This window comes from Streptomyces pseudovenezuelae (assembly GCF_001513955.1).
Classification (GTDB): domain Bacteria; phylum Actinomycetota; class Actinomycetes; order Streptomycetales; family Streptomycetaceae; genus Streptomyces; species Streptomyces pseudovenezuelae.
Genome location: NZ_KQ948148.1, coordinates 410,649 through 427,286, shown reverse-complemented (window position 1 = coordinate 427,286; position 16,638 = coordinate 410,649). Strand labels below are relative to the sequence as shown.

The following is a 16,638-nucleotide window of genomic DNA, read 5'->3' as shown; positions in this document are numbered from 1 at the left end:
CGGGGTAGTCGTCGTCGTCCAGGCGGTCGCCGAGTGGAATATCTGCTGCCATGTCACCTCGTAGTGCAACGCGTCGAGGGGCCCCGATGCCGTACGGCACCAGGGCCCCGAAGGGAATTCAACACCATCTGTCGGCCCTACTGCTGTGCCGACCTTCTGAGTCCGCTACCCGGCCCGGTGACGGGAGGGGTGCGGGGATCGCGGCTGCGTGACCGGGGACCACCATCCAATCCGGGGTCTTGCGGTACCCGGGCCGAACGCGTCGGGCCGGGCGATCCTGATGGCGTCTGCTCCTCCGTCCTTGCTCTGAACCAATCACTTGTGAACGGGTACTGCGGTACTGCCACCCGCCAGTTCGTGTCTGCCGGGTCTCGCTGGACCATGTCTACGAGAAAAACAGTAACCGCGCCGCAAGCCAATGTCTACTCTGACAAGAGGAGATTTTGGAGTTCGGGAGACGCAGACATCCTTCGGCGGGTGCGGGCGGTGTCGGCCGGAGCGCGGACATGACGATGGGGCCCTGCCGACGCGCGTCGGCAGGGCCCCATCGGGCCTGTGCGGTGGATCCGGGGTGGGAGGGTTCAGCCGGCGAGGCCGAGGACGTCCCGCAGCCGGAGCCGGTCCGTGTAGGAGGCGCTGTCCCGCAGGACGGCGAGCCCGGCCAGCGTGACCAGGCCCGTGCGCTGCTCGTCGCCGTCGCACAGGACGAGGTGATCGACACGGGCGCCGGCCATGAGGGACAGCGCCACCTCGACCGTCATGTCGTCACTGACCTGGGGTCCGGTCCCCTGCCTGTCGAAGACCACGTGTGGCGTCCGGGTCGGCGTCATGGGTGCCTCCTGCTGGAAAGGGGTGGGTGGGGGCCGGCGCGGCCGCCCTATGCGGCGGAGCCGAAGCCGGTGCGCCGCGGTGCGCCGCGGCGTGCCGCCGCGCCCGCGGGGCGGCCCTGCCCCGACTGGCCCCGGCGCCCACGACGGCCCCGGGACGGGGACGAGGAGGACGCGCCACGAGGCCGTTCCGCCGGCGGCGCGGTGATGACGACCGGGACACCGGACGGGGCCTGGGCCCCGGTGATGCGGCTCAGCTCCGCCTCACCCGAACGCACCTGGGCGACCTGGGGGGTGATGCCCGCCGAGACCATCAGCCGCTGCATGCCGCGACGCTGGCCGGGGGTCACCAGGGTGACGACGCTGCCGGACTCACCGGCACGGGCCGTACGGCCGCCGCGGTGCAGGTAGTCCTTGTGGTCGGTGGGCGGATCCACGTTGACGACCAGGTCGAGGTTGTCGACGTGGATGCCGCGGGCCGCGACGTTGGTCGCCACCAGCACGGTCACATGCCCGGTCTTGAACTGGGTGAGGGTGCGCGTGCGCTGCGGCTGGGACTTGCCGCCGTGCAGGGCGGCGGCGCGGACGCCGTTGCTCAGCAGGTGCTTGGTCAGCCGGTCCACCGCGTGCTTGGTGTCCAGGAACATGATCACCCGGCCGTCGCGCGCGGCGATCTCGGTGGTCGTGCGGTTCTTGTCGGTGTCGTGCACGTGGAGGACGTGGTGCTCCATCGTGGTGACCGCGCCCGCGGAGGGGTCGACCGAGTGGACGACGGGATCGTGCAGGTAGCTGCGCACCAGCCGGTCGACGTTGCGGTCCAGGGTGGCCGAGAAGAGCATCCGCTGCCCGCCCGGACGCACCTGGTCGAGCAGGGCGGTGACCTGCGGCATGAAGCCCATGTCGGCCATCTGGTCGGCCTCGTCGAGGACGGTGATGGCGACGTCGCTCAGCCGGCAGTCGCCCCGGTCGATGAGGTCCTTGAGCCGGCCGGGCGTCGCCACGACCATCTCGGCCCCGGCGCGCAGCGCGCCGGCCTGCCTGCCGATGGACATGCCGCCGACGACGGTGGCCAGCCGCAGGTTCACGGAGCGGGCGTAGGGGGTGAGCGCGTCGGTGACCTGCTGGGCGAGCTCGCGGGTGGGGACGAGGACGAGAGCGAGCGGTCGGCGCGGCTCGGCACGGCGTCCCGCCGTACGGGCCAGCGCGGCGAGGCCGAAGGCGAGGGTCTTTCCCGAGCCGGTGCGGCCGCGGCCGAGGACGTCACGGCCGGCCAGCGAGTTCGGCAGCGTGGCCGCCTGGATCGGGAACGGGACGGTCACGCCCTCCTGGCCCAGCGTGGCCAACAGCTGTGCGGGCATGTCGAGTTCGGCGAACGCCTCGACCGCGGGCAGGGCCGGCGTGATCGTCCTGGGCGGTGCGAACTCGCCCTGTACGGTCTGTCGGTTTCCGTGCGTCCTGGAACCACGGTTCGGACCACCGGAGCGGCCGCGGGCGGGGTTTGAGCGTGTGCGATTCATGTGAAACCTTCCTTGATGCGGCGCGTATCAAGGAATTCACGCAGCCGAGGAGCGGCGCAGAGAATCGCGAGAACGAACCGAAGGCGATGGGGGATGCGCCCTGAAATGCGCGAGCTGGGTCCCGCACCCCAAGGTGCGGGACCCAGCTGCGAAATATGCGCGGCAGAGCCGGTGTCAGGCGGGAACGATGTTCTCGGCCGTCGGGCCCTTCTGGCCCTGCGCGATGTCGAAGGACACCTTCTGGCCTTCCAGCAGCTCACGGAAGCCCTGGGCGGAGATGTTGGAGTAGTGGGCGAAGACGTCGGCGCCGCCGCCGTCCTGCTCGATGAAGCCGAAGCCCTTTTCCGCGTTGAACCACTTCACGGTGCCAGTAGCCATGTCATATCTCCTTCGGAGGCGGTTTCGGAATTCACCCTGCGTGAATTCCGTGTCGCCGTGCTGATTAGCCCGTCGGAAATGAACCTTCTGGCAACCACACCTGCAACTGAGATCGACAGTAGCACGGTGCGATCGGCCCTGCGCGGACGATAATTCTGGGTCGGGCGGGTCTTCGGGAATACGTGCCGTGCCCCGGAGCTATTTCTCATTTCGTGGGCACAGATATTGCGATCCCCTGGACGCGGCCTACCTCCCGCGCGGACCCGCCGCAGCCCTGTGACCGGCGGTGACGGGAGATGTGCCGCCCTCGTCGGCGTCGGCGCACGGCATCGCGCCGGAGGTCCCGGATCTCCGTCATCACGACGAAGGTCACATCGCGTCGCCACCCCGCGGGGCGGTCAGCTCGTCCAGTTCGGCGGCGTAGAACCGTGCGGGGTCGAATCCCATCCCGGTGAAGTGGCCGGCGAGCTCCAGGGAAAGGGCGCCGTGCAGCCGGGTCCAGAAGGTCAGGGCCCGGCGCAGGGCCGCGGCCGGGGCGGGGTGGCCGTCCGCCCAGTCCCGGTGTTCTTCGAGGTGGGCGTCGAAGGCTGCCGCGGTATCGCTCGACGGCAGCCCGGCGAAGGCGTCCAGGATCGGCGCCATGATCTCGGAGGCGATCGCGGTGATGTCGTCGGGCGCGTGATAGCCGGGGACGGGTGTGCCGTAGATGAGGAAGTAGCGCTGGGGGTCCTCCAGCGCCCAGGTGCGCAGGGTGCTCGCCAGCGTGGACACGTCGGCGCCGGGCCGGGCGGAGGCGGCGCGGAAGGCGTCGGCGAGGCTGCGGTAGGCGTCCCTGACCAGCTCGGTGATCAGTTCGTCGCGGCCGGCGTAGTACCGGTACAGCGCGGGTCCGCTCATGCCCAGCTGCTTGGCGATCGCGTTGAGGGAGAGCGCGGACGCGCCCGCCGTGGCGATCTGCTCCCACGCGCGGTCCTTGATCTCCGTACGCACCTGGGCGCGGTAGCGCTCGCGCGGGGTCTTCGCTTCCTGATTCACCATAGTTAGAGGCTATCACTGAAGTTATTGACACTCTCGATCCGGTGGAGTTATAACTTCTAACGAACGCGAAGCCAAGTAACGAACCGTCTCAGTGGAGGTCGTCGTGAACACCGAAGGACTCGTCGAGGTCGTCCTGCCGGGCAAGGTCGAGCCGGAAGGGCTGGAGATCCGGCACGGCGCCGTCCCCGCCGCGGGCGCGGGCCAGGTCGTGATCCGGATGGAGGCGACCGGTGTCTCCTTCGCCGAGCAGCAGATGCGACGCGGCCGCTACTACGACCAGCCGCCCTTCCCCTTCGTCCCCGGCTACGACCTCGTCGGCACCGTGCAGGCGACCGGCGAGGGCGTCGACCCGCACCTGGCCGGCACCCGTGTCGCCGCCCTGGTCAAGGTCGGCGGCTGGGCCAGTCATGTGCGCGTCGACGCCGCCGACGTGGTGCCGGTGCCCGACGGGATCGGCGCGGCGGAGGCCGAGACCCTCGTCGTCAACGGCATCACCGCCTGGCAGATGCTGCACCGCAAGGCCCGCGTCCGCGCCGGGCAGACCGTCGTCGTGCACGGCGCCAACGGGGGTGTCGGCTCGGTCCTGGTCCAGCTCGCCCGGGCGGCGGGCGCCCAGGTGATCGGTACGGCGTCCCCGCGCCACCACGACGCCCTGCGCGAGCGGGGAGTCGTCCCCGTCGACTACCGCGCCGACGACCTGGCCGCACGCATCCGCGCCCTCGCCCCGCGCGAGGGCGTCCACGCCGTCTTCGACCACGTCGGCGGCCGCGGCATCGTCGACTCCTGGCGCCTCCTCGCGCCCGGCGGCACCCTCGTCTCCTACGGCAGCGCCGCCACCCGGGACGCCGAGGGCTCCAAGCAGTGGCCCGTGCTCAAGCTCCTGGGCCGGGTGTGGCTGTGGAACGCGCTGCCCAACCGCCGCAGCGCCTGCTTCTTCAACGTGTGGGCCGGCCGGGCCCTGACCAGGAACCGGTTCCGGTCGCGGCTGCGCGCCGACCTCACCCAGGTCTTCGCCGCCCTCCAGCGCGGTGAGGTCAGCGCCCAGATCGCCGCCCAGCTGCCGCTCGCGCGCGCCGCCGAAGCCCTGCGGCTGGCCGAGTCCGGCACCGTCGCCGGAAAGGTCGTCCTCAACCCGTAGCGAGCGGGCGCGGCCCGAACGGCGGAACCGACCGTCACCACGAGAGGAACACCATGTCCCGCATCCTCCGGCCCCGCGTCCTCGCGGTCTCCCTCGCCGTCGCCGGCGTCCTCACGAGCACCGTCCCGGCCGCGCGGGCGGCCCACCACGGCGAACCGTCCCGGTGTGGCGGACGCGGCGTCGACGCGGGCGCCCGGATCCGCCGCCGAGCACCGTCTGGAAGCTCCAGGCCGACGTCGAACGCCGACCCGTCCGGCAGCCCCCGGTCGTCACGGCCGAACGGCTCGATCCGGGCCGGCTGGCGAAGGGGGCGCGGTTCCGGTGGGCGACGCCCGCACCCGCCACCCCCACGACGGTCGGTGCGGGGCTGCGCATCGACGAGGGCCGGGTCCCCGCGCGGCCGTAGCGTCCGCCGGTCGTCCGTGTGACACGCCCCCGGACGGTCTATCCCGCCTGTTTATGACCTTTCAGGACATAACGTGCCGAATATGATGAGATTTCATATCTCCCACCTGGCATGCGCCGCGGCGATCATCGGGGCGGTGTTCGGGGCCGCCCCGCCCGTCGCCGCCGCCGACCAGATGACCCATGTGGTCTTTCCCGGTCAGTCGATCCAGCGGGCGGTGGACGCCGCCGAGCCCGGCGATACCGTCCTGGTGACCCCCGGCACCTACCGCGAGAGCGTCACGGTGAGCACCCCCGGGATCACCCTGAGCGGCATGGGCCGCGGCACGGTCATCGAGCCGGGCACGGACAAGGCAGCCACCGACAGCTGTGCCGCGCAGGGCAACGGCATCTGCGTGATCGGGACGAAGGACCACGACGTCGAGGGGGTCACCGTCGCCTCCCTCACCGTGACCGGCTTCGCCAAGACCGGGGTGTTCGCCATGGCGACCGACGGGCTGACCGTGCGGAACGTGACCGCGGTGAAGAACGGCGTGTGGGGCATCGCTCAGGAGCGCTCGGTGCGCGGGGTGTTCCGCAAGAACACCGCCCGCGACAACGGCGACGCCGGCCTGTTCCTCGCGAACACGATCAAGGAGGAGGCGGGCGCCACCGACACCGGGGGCACCGTGGTCGCACGCAACCGCCTGGAGGGCAACCGGATCGGCATCACCGTCCGGCGCCTTCGGAACCTCACCGTCGCGGACAACCACCTCACCGGCAACTGCGCCGGCGTCTTCGTCGTGGGCGACGAGAACAAGCCGAGGGCCGGCGCGCTGACCGTGCGCGACAACACCCTCGTCAGGAACAACAAGTCCTGCCCGAAGACCGCCCGGCTGGACGCGCTGCAGGGCTCCGGCATCGTGCTGACCGGCACCGAGGACACCCTGGTGACGCACAACCGTGTCATCGGCAACGCCGGCGCCTCCCCGCTGTCGGGCGGCATCGTCCTGTTCAAGAGCTTCGTGGGCACCACCAGCGAGCGGAACCGGATCACCGACAACACGCTGGAGGGCAACGCCCCGGCGGACCTCGTCAACACGGACACCGGCAAGGACAACACCTTCACCCACAACACGTGCCGGGCCTCCAAGCCCGCCGGAATGTGCTGACCGGCCGTGGTCACCCAGGAACTCGAAGAAGAAAGGCGGCCCATGACGACCGCTCAGACCGCTCCGCCGCCGTCCATGCGGCTCAGGGAGCTGGTGTTCGGCGCGGCCTGCGCGGCCGCCCTGCGCGCGGCTGCCCGGCTGGGTGTCGCCGACGCCCTCGACGACAGCCCCCTGGCCGTGGAGGACCTCGCGGCCTCGGTGAAGACCGAACCCGGGACGCTGCGACGGCTGATGCGTGCCCTGTCCTGCTACGGCATCTTCGCCGAGCAGCCGGACGGGACGTTCGCGCACACCGACATGTCCCGGCTGCTGCGCGAGGACGATCCGAACAGCCTGCGCGCCATCGCGCTGTGGTGCACCGAGCCGTGGACCTGGGCCGCGTGGCCGATGCTGGACGAGGCGGTGCGCACCGGCCGTAACGTCGTGGAGGACCTCTACGGCAAGGAGTTCTTCCAGTACCTCAACGAGGACGCCCCGGAGTCGGCCGACGTCTTCAACCGGGCCATGACGACCTCCAGCGTGCAGTCCGCGCGGGACGTCGCGGACTTCCTCGACCTGTCGGGATGCGCGTCGGTCGCCGACATCGGCGGCGGCCAGGGCCATGTGGTGGCGAGCCTGCTGGAGAAGTACCCGACGCTCCACGGCACCCTGCTCGACCTGCCGCGGGTGGTGGACAACGTCGACCCGCGCCTGCGCCCGGGAGGCGCGCTCGCGGACCGGGCCCGCCTGGTGCCCGGCGACTGCCGCGCGGCCGTTCCGGTCAAGGCCGATGTGTACGTCATCAAGAACATCCTGGAGTGGGACGCCGACAGCACGACCCGCACCCTGCGCAACGTCATCGAGGCGGGCGGACCCGGGGCACGGATCGTGGTCATCGAGAACCTCGTCGACGACTCGCCGTCGATGCGGTTCAGCACCGCCATGGACCTGCTGCTGCTCCTCAACGTCGGCGGGGCCAAGCACACCACCGCGAGCCTGACCGGCAGGCTGACGGAGGCGGGCCTGGTCATCGACGACGTCCGTCCGGTCAACCCCTACCTGCACGCGTTCGACTGCACCGTCCCCGCCTGACGGGGCGAGGCCCGCGGACAGCCGCGCGCCGGGCACGCGATCCTCACGTGCCCGGCGGGCAGCGGCCGTACGGCGGGCGTACGGCCGGTCAGGAGCCGGCGTCGCGCTCCCAGCGGTAGAAGCACCGCGCCATCGCGTCCTTCGGTGACCGCCAGGTCGCCGGGTCGTACGCGCTGACGTACGCCGCGAGGCGCTCGCTGATGTCCCGGAACTCCGGGTGCCCGGCCGCCTTCGCGATGGCGGGCCCGGGGTCCGACTCCGACTCGATGAGGTGCAGGTACACGTCGTCGAACTGGAAGAGGCTGCGCCGGGCGACGCCCACGAGGTGGGGCAGTTCTCCGCGGTCCGACTCCTCGAACACCTTGGCGATGTCCAGGGCCGACTCCGGGGCCATGCGGGCGACGATCAGGGACTGGTGCATCGTCATTTCCTCCGTCCCGCTCAGTCGGACAGCATCTGCACGGGCCGGCGCTCTTCGGCGGCCTGCTCGATGCGGTCCCGGATCAGCGCCATCTGGACCTTGGAGTTCCGGTTGATGTTGTCCGTCATCCAGTCGTCGTCGACCGGTGCGTCAGGGCGCATCGCGAAGTCCTGCGTCCACACCATCCGGGTGCCCTCGGCGACCTTCTCGTACTGCCACACGATGTTCATGTAGGCGAAGGGACCGGTCTCGACCCGGCGGGCGCGCACGGTGAGCGTGTCGGGGTCCGGCTCCCGCTCCGAGACCCAGCTCCACACCTTGCCGTCCTGGTCGGGGTGCATGGTCAGCCGGAACGTGGTCCTGTTGCCCTCCTGGGACAGGATCTCGGCGGAGGCGTACTCGCTGAACAGCTGCGGCCAGCTCGCCACGTCGTTGGTCATCTCCCAGACCAGATCCAGCGGGGCCGCGATGGTGATCTCGTTCTGCGTGTGTCCGGTCATCTCAGGCTCCCGCGAGAAGTGCGCTGTTGACGAGTTCGAGGAACTGCCGGGGGCTCTTGCTCTTCTCCGCGTCGGGCGGCATCGGGGTGCCGTACCGGTTCTCCAGCTCGCCCACGATGCCGAGCAGGCCGAGCGAGTCGAGGCCGAAGGTGTCGAAGCCGGAGTCGCTGCGCCGCTGGAGCTCGTCGGGGGCGACGGTGACTCCGGCGGCCTTCTTCATGAGCTCGGCCAGCTCTTCCACGGTGATGCGGTCACTCATGGGGTTCCTCTCCTTGGGTCGTGATGTTCTGTGGTGATGGATGGTCGCGAGGCCTCGCTACGAGGCGCCGGCGGCACCGCGCCGTAGCACCAGCGCCGCGTTCGACCCCATGAGTCCCCGGCTGAGGACCAGCGCCGTGCGCACCTCGGCGGCTCGCGCGCGGACGGTGACGAGGTCGAGGTCGTGGCAGATGTCGAAGACGTTGGGCGTGGGCGGGATCAGCCCGTGCTCCATCGCGAGCACCGCGGTGGCGACGTCCAGCACGGGAGCCGCGCCGTAGGCCCGGCCGACGGCGGTCTTCGGCGCCGTGACGGGCACGCGGGTGCCGTGCGGACCGAGGGCGTCCGCGATCGCCAGCGCCTCGGCGCGGTCGGCCTCCGGGACCCCGAGGGCGTCGGCGAAGACCACGTCGATCTCCTCCGGCGCGCAACCGGCCTCGTCCAGGGCGCCCCGGATCGCCTGGGCCAGTCCCTCCCGGGACTCCCGCCAGCGGGAGGCGCCGGTGAACGTCGCCGCGTGTCCCGCCAGCGTGGCCCGCACGGGCACGCCCCGCTCCCGGGCCGAGCCCTCCGCCTCCACCACGAGCATCGCGCCGCCCTCGGCGGGCACGAAACCGCAGGCCGCGGTGGTGAACGGGCGGTAGGCGCGGTCCGGTTCGTCGACCGTGCTCAGCTCCTCGTAACCGAGCTGGCAGACCATCGAGTAGGGGGCCAGCGGCGCCTCGGTCGCGCCGGCCACCATCACGTCGGTGCCGCGCCGCACGGCCCGCGCCGCGTGCGCCAGGGCGTCCAGACCGCCGGCCTCGTCGGAGGCGACCACCCCGCAGGGGCCCTTGAGACCGCGCCGGATGGAGATCTGCCCGGTGCTCGCCGCGTAGAACCAGGCGATGGACTGGTACGGCCCGACGAACCGGCTGCCCTTGCCCCACAGTTGCTGCAGCTCGCGCTGACCGAACTCACCGCCGCCGGAACCGGCCGCGGTGACCACGCCCACCGAGAACGGCGCGGCGTCGGTGTCGGAGCGGCCGAGCCCGGCGTCGTCCAGCGCCAGGTCGGCCGCGGCCATCGCGAAGTGCGTGAAGCGGTCGGTCTGGACGAGGTAGCGCTCCTCGATCGCCGCCGGCGGATCGAAGTCCCGGATCTGGCCGGCCACCCGCAGCGGCAGGTGCTCGCACCCGTCACGGGTGATCCGGTCCAGGACCGCGACCCCCTCCATGGTGGCCTTCCAGAAGGCCTCGGTGTTGGTTCCGTTGGGCGCGACCACGCCGATTCCGGTGACGGCCGCGCGCCGGGGGTGCGGTGCGCTCATTCGGTCTTCTCCCTCGGCAGGTTCATGATCACCGCGGACTGGAAGCCGCCGAACCCGCTGCCCACCGAGAGCACGCTGCGCAGCCTGCGTTCACGGGCCACCCGCGGCACGTAGTCCAGGTCGCACTCGGGGTCCGGGGTCTCGTAGTTCGCGGTGGGCGGGACCACCTGGTGGGCCAGGGCCAGCGCGCAGGCGACGACCTCGATCGCGCCGATCGCGCCGAGGGAGTGGCCCACCATGGACTTGATGGAGCTCATGGGCGTTTCATAGGCGTGCGCGCCCAGTGCCCGCTTGACCGCGGCCGTCTCGTGCCGGTCGTTCTGCAGCGTGCCCGACCCGTGCGCGTTGACGTAGTCGATCGCCGTGGCGTCGAGCCGGGCCTGGCCGAGGGCGTCCTCGATGGCCCGGGCCATCTCCAGGCCCTCACCTGTCAGACCGGTCATGTGGTAGGCGTTGCCGAACGTGGCGTAGCCCCCGATCTCGCAGTACACGTGCGCGCCGCGGGCCCGTGCGTGCTCCAGCTCCTCCAGGACGAGCACCGCCCCGCCCTCGCCCATGACGAAGCCGTTGCGCCGGGCGTCGAAGGGGCGGGAGGCGTGGGCGGGGTCGTCGTTGCTCGGGGAGGTGGCCTTGATCGCGTCGAAGCAGGCCATGGTGATCGGGGAGATCGGCGAGTCCGAGGCGCCGGTGATGCACACGTCGGCCCTGCCCTCCTCGATCGTGTGGAAGGCGTAGCCGACGGCGTCGAGGCCCGAGGTGCAGCCGGTGGAGACGGTCTGCACCGGCCCGCGGGCCTCGAACCGCTCCGCCACCGCCGAGGCGAGGGTGCTCGGCGAGAACGCCCGGTGCAGATGCGGGCCGGCCTCCCGGTGGTCCACGTCCCAGCGCTGCCCGCCGTGACTGACCAGGACGTAGTCGTGTTCCAGCCGGGTGGTTCCGCCGACCGCGGTGCCCAGGGAGACCCCGACCCGCCACGGGTTCTCCGCGGCCAGGTCGAGGCCGGAGTCCTGTATCGCCTCCGCCCCGGCGACCAGAGCGAACTGGAGGTAGCGGTCGCTCCGGGCGATCTGCTCCGCGTCCAGCCCGTGCGCCGCCGGGTCGAAGTCGCACTCGGCGGCGATCTGCGAACGCAGCCCGGACGGGTCGAAGAACGTGATGCCGCGGGTCGCCGTGCGACCGCTGGTCAACAGGTCCCAGAACGCCGGGACACCGATGCCGCCCGGGGCGACGATCCCTATGCCGGTGACCGCGACGCGCCTCCTCATGAGCGCAACCCGGATCGCTCGGCCGCCCCGCCGGCGTGGACCGCCTCCGCCGGGATCGGCACACCCTCGGCGTCCTCGGTGTCGACGTGCCCGAGCGGCGGGCTCGGGGCCAGCGGACCGAGGTGGAAGACCATCCGGGCCTCCACGTTGCCGACGTTGCGGAAGCGGTGGCGCATGTGGGACGGGATCAGGAGCCCCTGCTCGGGCCGCAGTTCATGGGGCTCGCCGTCCAGGTCCACCTCCAGCTGCCCGCACACCACGTAGATGAACTCCTCGGAGTACGGGTGGTAGTGCTCGGCGATGCGGTCGCCGGGCTGCACGATGGCCACGCCCATGAAACCGCTGGTGGAGCCGACCGTGGCGGGGGTGAGCATGGCGCGCAGGTCGCCCCCGCGCCGGGTGTTGGGCTCGACCTCGCTGAGATCCACTACTCCGGGATGACGTTTGATCACGACGTTCCTCCGAACAGGTGCTGCATCGACATGAGGGCGTGGCCGGTCACGGCCCGGGGCCGGTGGATCAGGCGTCGGGCGCGCGGCGGTCGGTGACGAGGTCCATGCGGGAGACCGCGAGGAGGTGGGCGGGGGTGCTGTCCCGCAGCGCCGGACCGTCCACCCCGAGGGCTTCGCCGTCGAGGAGGGCCGTCAGCTCGGCCGCCTGCCCGTGATCCGTCAGACCGAGCACGGGGCCGGGGTCGCTGTCGACGGGGCCGCGCACGTCGACCAGCCGCATCACGACGTCGTCGCGCTGGAAGATCGTGCTGCGCAGCACCGGTCCTCGCGGGTCGTCCGCCGCCGCCTCGTCCTGTCGGGCGAGCAGCTCGGCCAGCCGCATCCCGCACCCCTCGCGGGCCGGGTAGTACAGCGCGTGCCGCACCGCCTCCGGGCTCTCCTGACCGGCCGTCACGTGGTGGACGGCGGGCAGCGCCGCGCGGGTGAAGAAGACCCGGGCGGACTCGGGGTCGTCCAGGTCCCGGTCCTGCTCCAGGTAGGGGTTGATGGCTTCCTCGACGGCCCGCACCTCGGGCTGCCGGGCGACGTGGCGCAGCGCGGCGAGCAGGTCGCCCCGCACCTCGATGGCCCGGACCACCCGGTTGCCGTGCATGAACAGGGAGGTGCGGCACAGCCGCGTGGTGTCGTCGACCCGCGGCTCCGGCGAGGTGTAGCCGGCGAGGATCTCGGCGACGGTGGCCTCGCTGCCCGGCTTGACGGTGAAGGTGAGCGCGTGGCGGATGACCCCGTCGCCGATCCTGGGCGCCGCCTGGAGCCGGCGCTTCTCGGGTCCGGTCGGCACCGCCGGGCCGCCGGTCTCGCGGACGATGTGGAAGCGCAGCGAGCGGGTGTCGCGGACGCAGCTGTGCAGCGGCTGCACCATCCGCACGTGTTCCTCGCTGTTGACCCAGGTGAGGAACGGCGGGGCGCTCTCCCACTCACTGGTGATGAGCCATTGGGAGGGGTTCTCGATGGACTGGCACAGCTGGTCGCTGACGTGTCCGGGCACCGAGGCGACCTGGCTGCACAGGCTCTCGTACGCCTCCAGGAACTGCTGTTGGGCCCCGTCGTAGACGTCCACCAGCAGGACGACACGGAGCCTGGAGCCGTCGAACACGGACTGGGAGACCCGCTGTGACGCCTGCTGCACAGGCGTTTTCGAAACACGGTCGGACGTGGTGGTCATCCTGCGTACATCTCCTTCGGGGGCAGGGGCGGGCGAACGTCGGCCACGGGGGGTGACGTCGGCGTTCCTCGATCGTCAGCCCGCCCCGGGAAGCGCGCGACTCGTATGCACCGTGGGGGTGACCGGCGGCCCGGCGGCCGGGCGGGGCGGGCTCAGAGCAGGTGGGCGAAGACCACGAGGTTGTCCTTGTAGTCCCGGGCCGTGTGGTCGTAGTCACCCGCACAGGTGATGAGCCGTACCTCGGGCCGCGCCGTGTCGTCGTACACCCGCCGGCTGGGGAAGTTGTCCTTCTCGAACGTCTCCACGCTGTCGACCACGAAGGACGCCCGGCGTCCGTCGGCGCGGTCGACGTGGAAGACGTTCCCCTCCTCCAGTTCGCCGAGGTTCACGAACACGGCCGCCGACGTGGCGGTGTCGACGTGCCCGGCGATGATCGCGGTGCCCGGTTCCCCGGGGGACACGCCCTTGGCGTGCCAGCCGACCAGGTTGGTGTCGTGGGCGGGAGGAGGTTCGAGACGGCCCGTGGGGCCGATGGCGAGATCGGTGAAGGGGGCGTCCACCGAGATCTTCGGAATGAGCAGACGTACCGGCCGCGAGCGCGGAAGCTGTCTGCCCGCGGGCTGTCCGGCCGCCTGTCCGGGCGGGGCCGACGCGACCGGCACGGAGGCGGGTGCGGCCAGGGGCGGCCGGGAGGCCTCGGGCGAACCGTCGTTCTGGCCGAACAGGCTTACGGCGAGTACCAGGATCGCCGCGGCGCCCAGCATCAGCTTGGTGTGGGATCCCTCCCCGGACGGGGTGGGCTCGTCGTGGCCGGGACTGTCTGCGGGGGGCGAGGGACTGACTGCCATCGGACACCACCTCTTGAGGACATGGCAGCGATCGGGGCGGACGGGGGAGGGCCGGCCGGGCCGCCACGCGCCACGCGCGCGGCGGCCACGGCGGCTATTTCGCCCGGCATGGTCAGGCCATGCTTCCGACGGTCCTCTTCCGGCGTGCCGCGTACAGGCCGGCTCCGGCGACGCCCAGCATCGCGAGCCCGCCCGTCGTCACCGCCGGGGAGGCCAGCCCGCCGCCCCCGGTGTGCATGCCACCGCTGGGCTTCTCGTGGCTGCCGCTCCAGCCGCCGCCGTCGTGCTTGCCGCCGCCGGACTCCCGGCCCTGCTCGCTGTCCTTGTCCTTGTAGGTCTCCGGGTCGTACTTCGGGTTGGTGTGCTCCTTGCTGTAGGAGGAGTCCGACGAGTCCCAGTCGTCCCCGGCCGCGAACGCGCCGGGTGCGCCGAGAACGAGGACGGCCGAGGCCGCCGCCGTGGTCAGGAGGATGCGAGCAGAGCGCATGTGACGTTCCTTCCGTCGGTGGCCGGGCAGCTGGTGCTTCGTCAGCTGAGGTGGCCCGCCCCCGACGTGATCCACCGTCAGTCAGCCGGGCGTTCGCCACCACTCAAGGCGGTCAGCCGGGTGAACGCGCCCGGATCCGGGGGCCGTCAGACGGACCCCAGCAGGGTGCCCAGGACCTGACGCAGCGCCGACTCGGCGTCCGGGACCGGCCCCGCCGACCGCCAGGCCACGAACCCGTCGGGCCGTACGAGTACGGCGCCTTCGGGCGTCGTACCGTGCGCGGCCGACCAGTGCGTGTCGCCCTCCGGCGTCAGCTCGGCGTCCGGCCCCTCGCCCAGCCGGTACGAGGCCAGCGGGACGGACGTCTGCGCGGCCAGGCGGACGGCGGCCTCGTGCCAGCCGCTGTGCGCGTCGGCGCCGCTGAGCAGGACGAGGGACCGTTCGTAGAGGTCCAGCGTGGAGATCCGTTCACCCGCGTGCCGGACCGCCATGTGGGGTGCCCTGCTGCCGGGTTCACCGGACAGGTCGAGACGGTCCGGGACGACCGGGATCGCGGGGTCGGCGCCCACCACGGCGCCCTGCGGATAGCGGTAGCCGAGGGCCACGTTGAGGATGCCGCGCTGCGGGCCGCCGCCGGTGCCGGGGGCCGGGGCGTAGCCGGGGTGGCTGTGCTCGGCGGAGCGGGCGGCGGCACGGGCGCTGGTCGCCTCCGCCACCGGGCGGCGCTCGGCGTCGTACGAGTCGAGGAGGCGGTCCCCGGCCCAGCCGCCGAGGACCGCGGCGAGCTTCCAGGCGAGGTTGTGCGCGTCCTGGATACCGGTGTTGGAGCCGAACGCCCCGGTGGGGGACATCTCGTGGGCCGAGTCGCCGGCCAGGAAGACGCGCCCCGACCGGTAGCTGCGGGCGACGCGCTGGGCGGCGTGCCAGGGGGCCCGGCCGGTGATCTCCACGTCCAGGTCGTCGACGCCGATCGCGCGGCGGATGTGGGCGACACACCGCTCGTCGGTGAACTCTTCCAGCGTTTCGCCGCGTTCGGGGTGCCAGGGCGCGTGGAAGACCCAGTTCGCACGGTTGTCGACGGGCAGCAGGGCGCCGTCCGCGGCCGGGTCGGTCAGGTAGCAGACGATGAAACGGCGCTCGCCCACCACGTCGGCCAGGCGGCGGGAGCGGAAGGTGATGCTGACGTTGCTGAACAGGTCACCGGGACCGCTCTGGCCGATGCCGAGCTGCTCGCGGACGGGGCTGCGGGGGCCGTCGGCGGCGACCAGGTAGTCGGCGAGGACCGTGGTGTGCTCGCCGGTCTCCCGGCTCTTGAGGATCGCGGTGACGCCGGAGGGGCCGCTGTCGAAGGACAGCAGTTCGGTGGCGTACCGCAGATCGCCGCCGAGCCGCGTGGCGTGGTCGAGCAGCACCGGCTCCAGGTCGTTCTGGCTGCACAGGCACCATGAGCTGGGGCTGAAGCGGGCCAGCCCGCCGCCCGCGTCGATCTCCTTGAACAGCCACTCGCCCGCGTCGCCGACCAGGGTGGGGGTCTGCAGGATCCCGTGGTTGTCGGCCAGGGTGGCGGCGGCCTGACGGATCATCGGCTCGACACCGGCCGTGCGGAACAGCTCCATCGTGCGGACGTTGTTGCCGCGGCCGCGGGGATGGATGGAGGTGCCGGCGTGCCGCTCCACCAGGGTGTGCGGTACGCCCAGTCGGCCCAGGAACACCGAGGTCGACAGGCCGACAAGGGAACCGCCGACGATGAGGACCGGGACCCGGTGGGTCATGGGGTCGGCGTGGGCAGCTTTCTGGTTCATCACTCGCCTCCAGCGCGTCGTGTCCGCCGACTCGTCCGGATACGGCGGGGAGCTTCATGCATGCCCCGCGACACGATCACGGGCACAGGCTTCACCCGCTCAACACGCCCGGTTCCCCGAGTCGGCGGTCAGCCCGTGGTGCGGGCGGGCCCCCTCGCCGCCAGGGCAACGCGCCACACGGCCTGCGGCAGCTCCACGGCTCCACGCCGAGCGCCGCCGCCGGGACCCCGTCGGCACCCGGGGTCGCCGTAGGCGTGGCGAACCAGGCGGCGACGCTGAGCGGCGTGGCGGCGGCGGTCGCGGTGGCGACGGGAGGTGAGCGGGTGCGGACGGTGGCTGCGCCGGGCGGCGGTCCCGTCGCGATCAGGCGGACGCGAGGGCCGACAGCTGATGGCGGGCCGCCGCTCTCATGGCGGCACAGCCGCACAACGCGCGCGGTCACAGTTCGCCGCCGGGCTCCTCGGCGGGTGGCGACCACGTCCACGGTGCGAACCGAACCGAACCGTGCGGGCTCTCGCGTCGGGGTGGTCAGTGGGGGCTGGTGCC

General features: G+C 71.9%; 17 protein-coding genes. 3 read left to right on the top strand and 14 right to left on the bottom strand.

From position 1 onward, the window contains the following. Nucleotides 1-581: 581 nt before the first annotated feature. The 4 genes from AQI94_RS22305 to AQI94_RS22290 all read right to left on the bottom strand — a co-directional run bounded on the left by AQI94_RS22305 (nt 582) and on the right by AQI94_RS22290 (nt 3,760). On the bottom strand, nt 582-830 hold the full coding sequence (locus AQI94_RS22305; protein ID WP_031054464.1) for a CBS domain-containing protein: 249 nt from the start codon (nt 828-830) through the stop codon (nt 582-584). Between the two features lie 47 nt (nt 831-877). Next, entirely contained in the window at nt 878-2,344 is a 1,467-nt protein-coding gene (locus tag AQI94_RS22300; protein WP_062229894.1) for a DEAD/DEAH box helicase, read from the bottom strand. A gap of 174 nt (nt 2,345-2,518) precedes the next feature. Next, entirely contained in the window at nt 2,519-2,722 is a 204-nt protein-coding gene (locus AQI94_RS22295) for a cold-shock protein (RefSeq protein ID WP_030730357.1), read from the bottom strand. 369 nt (nt 2,723-3,091) lie between these two features. Beyond that, nucleotides 3,092-3,760, bottom strand: a complete 669-nt coding sequence (locus AQI94_RS22290) for a TetR/AcrR family transcriptional regulator (RefSeq protein WP_031059919.1) — start codon at nt 3,758-3,760, stop codon at nt 3,092-3,094. Between the two features lie 103 nt (nt 3,761-3,863). On the opposite strand from AQI94_RS22290, the gene AQI94_RS22285 reads away from it, so the two are divergent. From AQI94_RS22285 to AQI94_RS22270, 3 genes are all read left to right on the top strand, one after another. Continuing rightward, the gene (locus tag AQI94_RS22285) at nt 3,864-4,898 is read left to right on the top strand and encodes a medium chain dehydrogenase/reductase family protein (RefSeq protein ID WP_031059922.1); all 1,035 of its coding nucleotides are present in this window, start codon (nt 3,864-3,866) and stop codon (nt 4,896-4,898) included. Between the two features lie 488 nt (nt 4,899-5,386). Then, nucleotides 5,387-6,454 (top strand): right-handed parallel beta-helix repeat-containing protein, encoded by a 1,068-nt coding sequence (locus AQI94_RS22275; RefSeq protein ID WP_031059925.1) that lies wholly within the window; start codon nt 5,387-5,389, stop codon nt 6,452-6,454. 42 nt (nt 6,455-6,496) lie between these two features. After that, on the top strand, nt 6,497-7,525 hold the full coding sequence (locus AQI94_RS22270) for a methyltransferase (protein ID WP_031059928.1): 1,029 nt from the start codon (nt 6,497-6,499) through the stop codon (nt 7,523-7,525). An 88-nt stretch (nt 7,526-7,613) separates the two neighbouring features. On the opposite strand, the gene AQI94_RS22265 is transcribed toward AQI94_RS22270, so the two are convergent. The 10 genes from AQI94_RS22265 to AQI94_RS22220 all read right to left on the bottom strand — a co-directional run bounded on the left by AQI94_RS22265 (nt 7,614) and on the right by AQI94_RS22220 (nt 16,092). Beyond that, nucleotides 7,614-7,946 (bottom strand): TcmI family type II polyketide cyclase, encoded by a 333-nt coding sequence (locus AQI94_RS22265; RefSeq protein ID WP_031059930.1) that lies wholly within the window; start codon nt 7,944-7,946, stop codon nt 7,614-7,616. 20 nt (nt 7,947-7,966) lie between these two features. Further along, nucleotides 7,967-8,446, bottom strand: a complete 480-nt coding sequence (locus AQI94_RS22260) for an SRPBCC family protein (RefSeq protein WP_031059933.1) — start codon at nt 8,444-8,446, stop codon at nt 7,967-7,969. A 1-nt stretch (nt 8,447) separates the two neighbouring features. Continuing rightward, complete coding sequence (locus tag AQI94_RS22255; protein ID WP_031059935.1) at nt 8,448-8,705, bottom strand: acyl carrier protein; 258 nt, start codon at nt 8,703-8,705, stop codon at nt 8,448-8,450. Nucleotides 8,706-8,762: 57 nt separating this feature from the next. After that, complete coding sequence (locus tag AQI94_RS22250) at nt 8,763-10,013, bottom strand: ketosynthase chain-length factor (RefSeq protein WP_031059938.1); 1,251 nt, start codon at nt 10,011-10,013, stop codon at nt 8,763-8,765. Beyond that, nucleotides 10,010-11,278: a beta-ketoacyl-[acyl-carrier-protein] synthase family protein gene (locus AQI94_RS22245; RefSeq protein WP_031059940.1), complete on the bottom strand. Its 1,269-nt coding sequence runs from the start codon at nt 11,276-11,278 to the stop codon at nt 10,010-10,012. The genes AQI94_RS22250 and AQI94_RS22245 overlap by 4 nt, the downstream gene beginning before the upstream one ends. Then, nucleotides 11,275-11,730: a cupin domain-containing protein gene (locus AQI94_RS22240; RefSeq protein WP_031059943.1), complete on the bottom strand. Its 456-nt coding sequence runs from the start codon at nt 11,728-11,730 to the stop codon at nt 11,275-11,277. The genes AQI94_RS22245 and AQI94_RS22240 overlap by 4 nt, the downstream gene beginning before the upstream one ends. 67 nt (nt 11,731-11,797) lie before the next feature. Then, nucleotides 11,798-12,955 carry a SchA/CurD-like domain-containing protein gene (locus AQI94_RS22235; RefSeq protein WP_031059945.1) on the bottom strand — a complete coding sequence of 386 codons (1,158 nt, stop codon included), beginning with the start codon at nt 12,953-12,955 and terminating at the stop codon, nt 11,798-11,800. Nucleotides 12,956-13,107: 152 nt separating this feature from the next. Beyond that, nucleotides 13,108-13,803, bottom strand: a complete 696-nt coding sequence (locus tag AQI94_RS22230; protein WP_031059948.1) for a class F sortase — start codon at nt 13,801-13,803, stop codon at nt 13,108-13,110. 112 nt (nt 13,804-13,915) lie between these two features. After that, nucleotides 13,916-14,290: a hypothetical protein gene (locus tag AQI94_RS22225; RefSeq protein ID WP_031059951.1), complete on the bottom strand. Its 375-nt coding sequence runs from the start codon at nt 14,288-14,290 to the stop codon at nt 13,916-13,918. A 146-nt stretch (nt 14,291-14,436) separates the two neighbouring features. Continuing rightward, nucleotides 14,437-16,092, bottom strand: a complete 1,656-nt coding sequence (locus AQI94_RS22220) for an FAD-dependent oxidoreductase (protein WP_031059955.1) — start codon at nt 16,090-16,092, stop codon at nt 14,437-14,439. Nucleotides 16,093-16,638 lie beyond the last annotated feature (546 nt).

Bases quoted from the DNA above. Each gene is read 5' to 3' on its own strand.
- AQI94_RS22255 (WP_031059935.1), bottom strand. From the start codon at position 8,705: ATGAGTGACCGCATCACCGTGGAAGAGCTGGCCGAGCTCATGAAGAAG.
- AQI94_RS22300 (WP_062229894.1), bottom strand. From the start codon at position 2,344: ATGAATCGCACACGCTCAAACCCCGCCCGCGGCCGCTCCGGTGGTCCG.
- AQI94_RS22265 (WP_031059930.1), bottom strand. From the start codon at position 7,946: ATGCACCAGTCCCTGATCGTCGCCCGCATGGCCCCGGAGTCGGCCCTG.
- AQI94_RS22260 (WP_031059933.1), bottom strand. From the start codon at position 8,446: ATGACCGGACACACGCAGAACGAGATCACCATCGCGGCCCCGCTGGAT.
- AQI94_RS22290 (WP_031059919.1), bottom strand. From the start codon at position 3,760: ATGGTGAATCAGGAAGCGAAGACCCCGCGCGAGCGCTACCGCGCCCAG.
- AQI94_RS22275 (WP_031059925.1), top strand. From the start codon at position 5,387: ATGATGAGATTTCATATCTCCCACCTGGCATGCGCCGCGGCGATCATC.
- AQI94_RS22250 (WP_031059938.1), bottom strand. From the start codon at position 10,013: ATGAGCGCACCGCACCCCCGGCGCGCGGCCGTCACCGGAATCGGCGTG.
- AQI94_RS22220 (WP_031059955.1), bottom strand. From the start codon at position 16,092: ATGAACCAGAAAGCTGCCCACGCCGACCCCATGACCCACCGGGTCCCG.
- AQI94_RS22295 (WP_030730357.1), bottom strand. From the start codon at position 2,722: ATGGCTACTGGCACCGTGAAGTGGTTCAACGCGGAAAAGGGCTTCGGC.
- AQI94_RS22270 (WP_031059928.1), top strand. From the start codon at position 6,497: ATGACGACCGCTCAGACCGCTCCGCCGCCGTCCATGCGGCTCAGGGAG.
- AQI94_RS22305 (WP_031054464.1), bottom strand. From the start codon at position 830: ATGACGCCGACCCGGACGCCACACGTGGTCTTCGACAGGCAGGGGACC.
- AQI94_RS22235 (WP_031059945.1), bottom strand. From the start codon at position 12,955: ATGACCACCACGTCCGACCGTGTTTCGAAAACGCCTGTGCAGCAGGCG.
- AQI94_RS22225 (WP_031059951.1), bottom strand. From the start codon at position 14,290: ATGCGCTCTGCTCGCATCCTCCTGACCACGGCGGCGGCCTCGGCCGTC.
- AQI94_RS22230 (WP_031059948.1), bottom strand. From the start codon at position 13,803: ATGGCAGTCAGTCCCTCGCCCCCCGCAGACAGTCCCGGCCACGACGAG.
- AQI94_RS22245 (WP_031059940.1), bottom strand. From the start codon at position 11,278: ATGAGGAGGCGCGTCGCGGTCACCGGCATAGGGATCGTCGCCCCGGGC.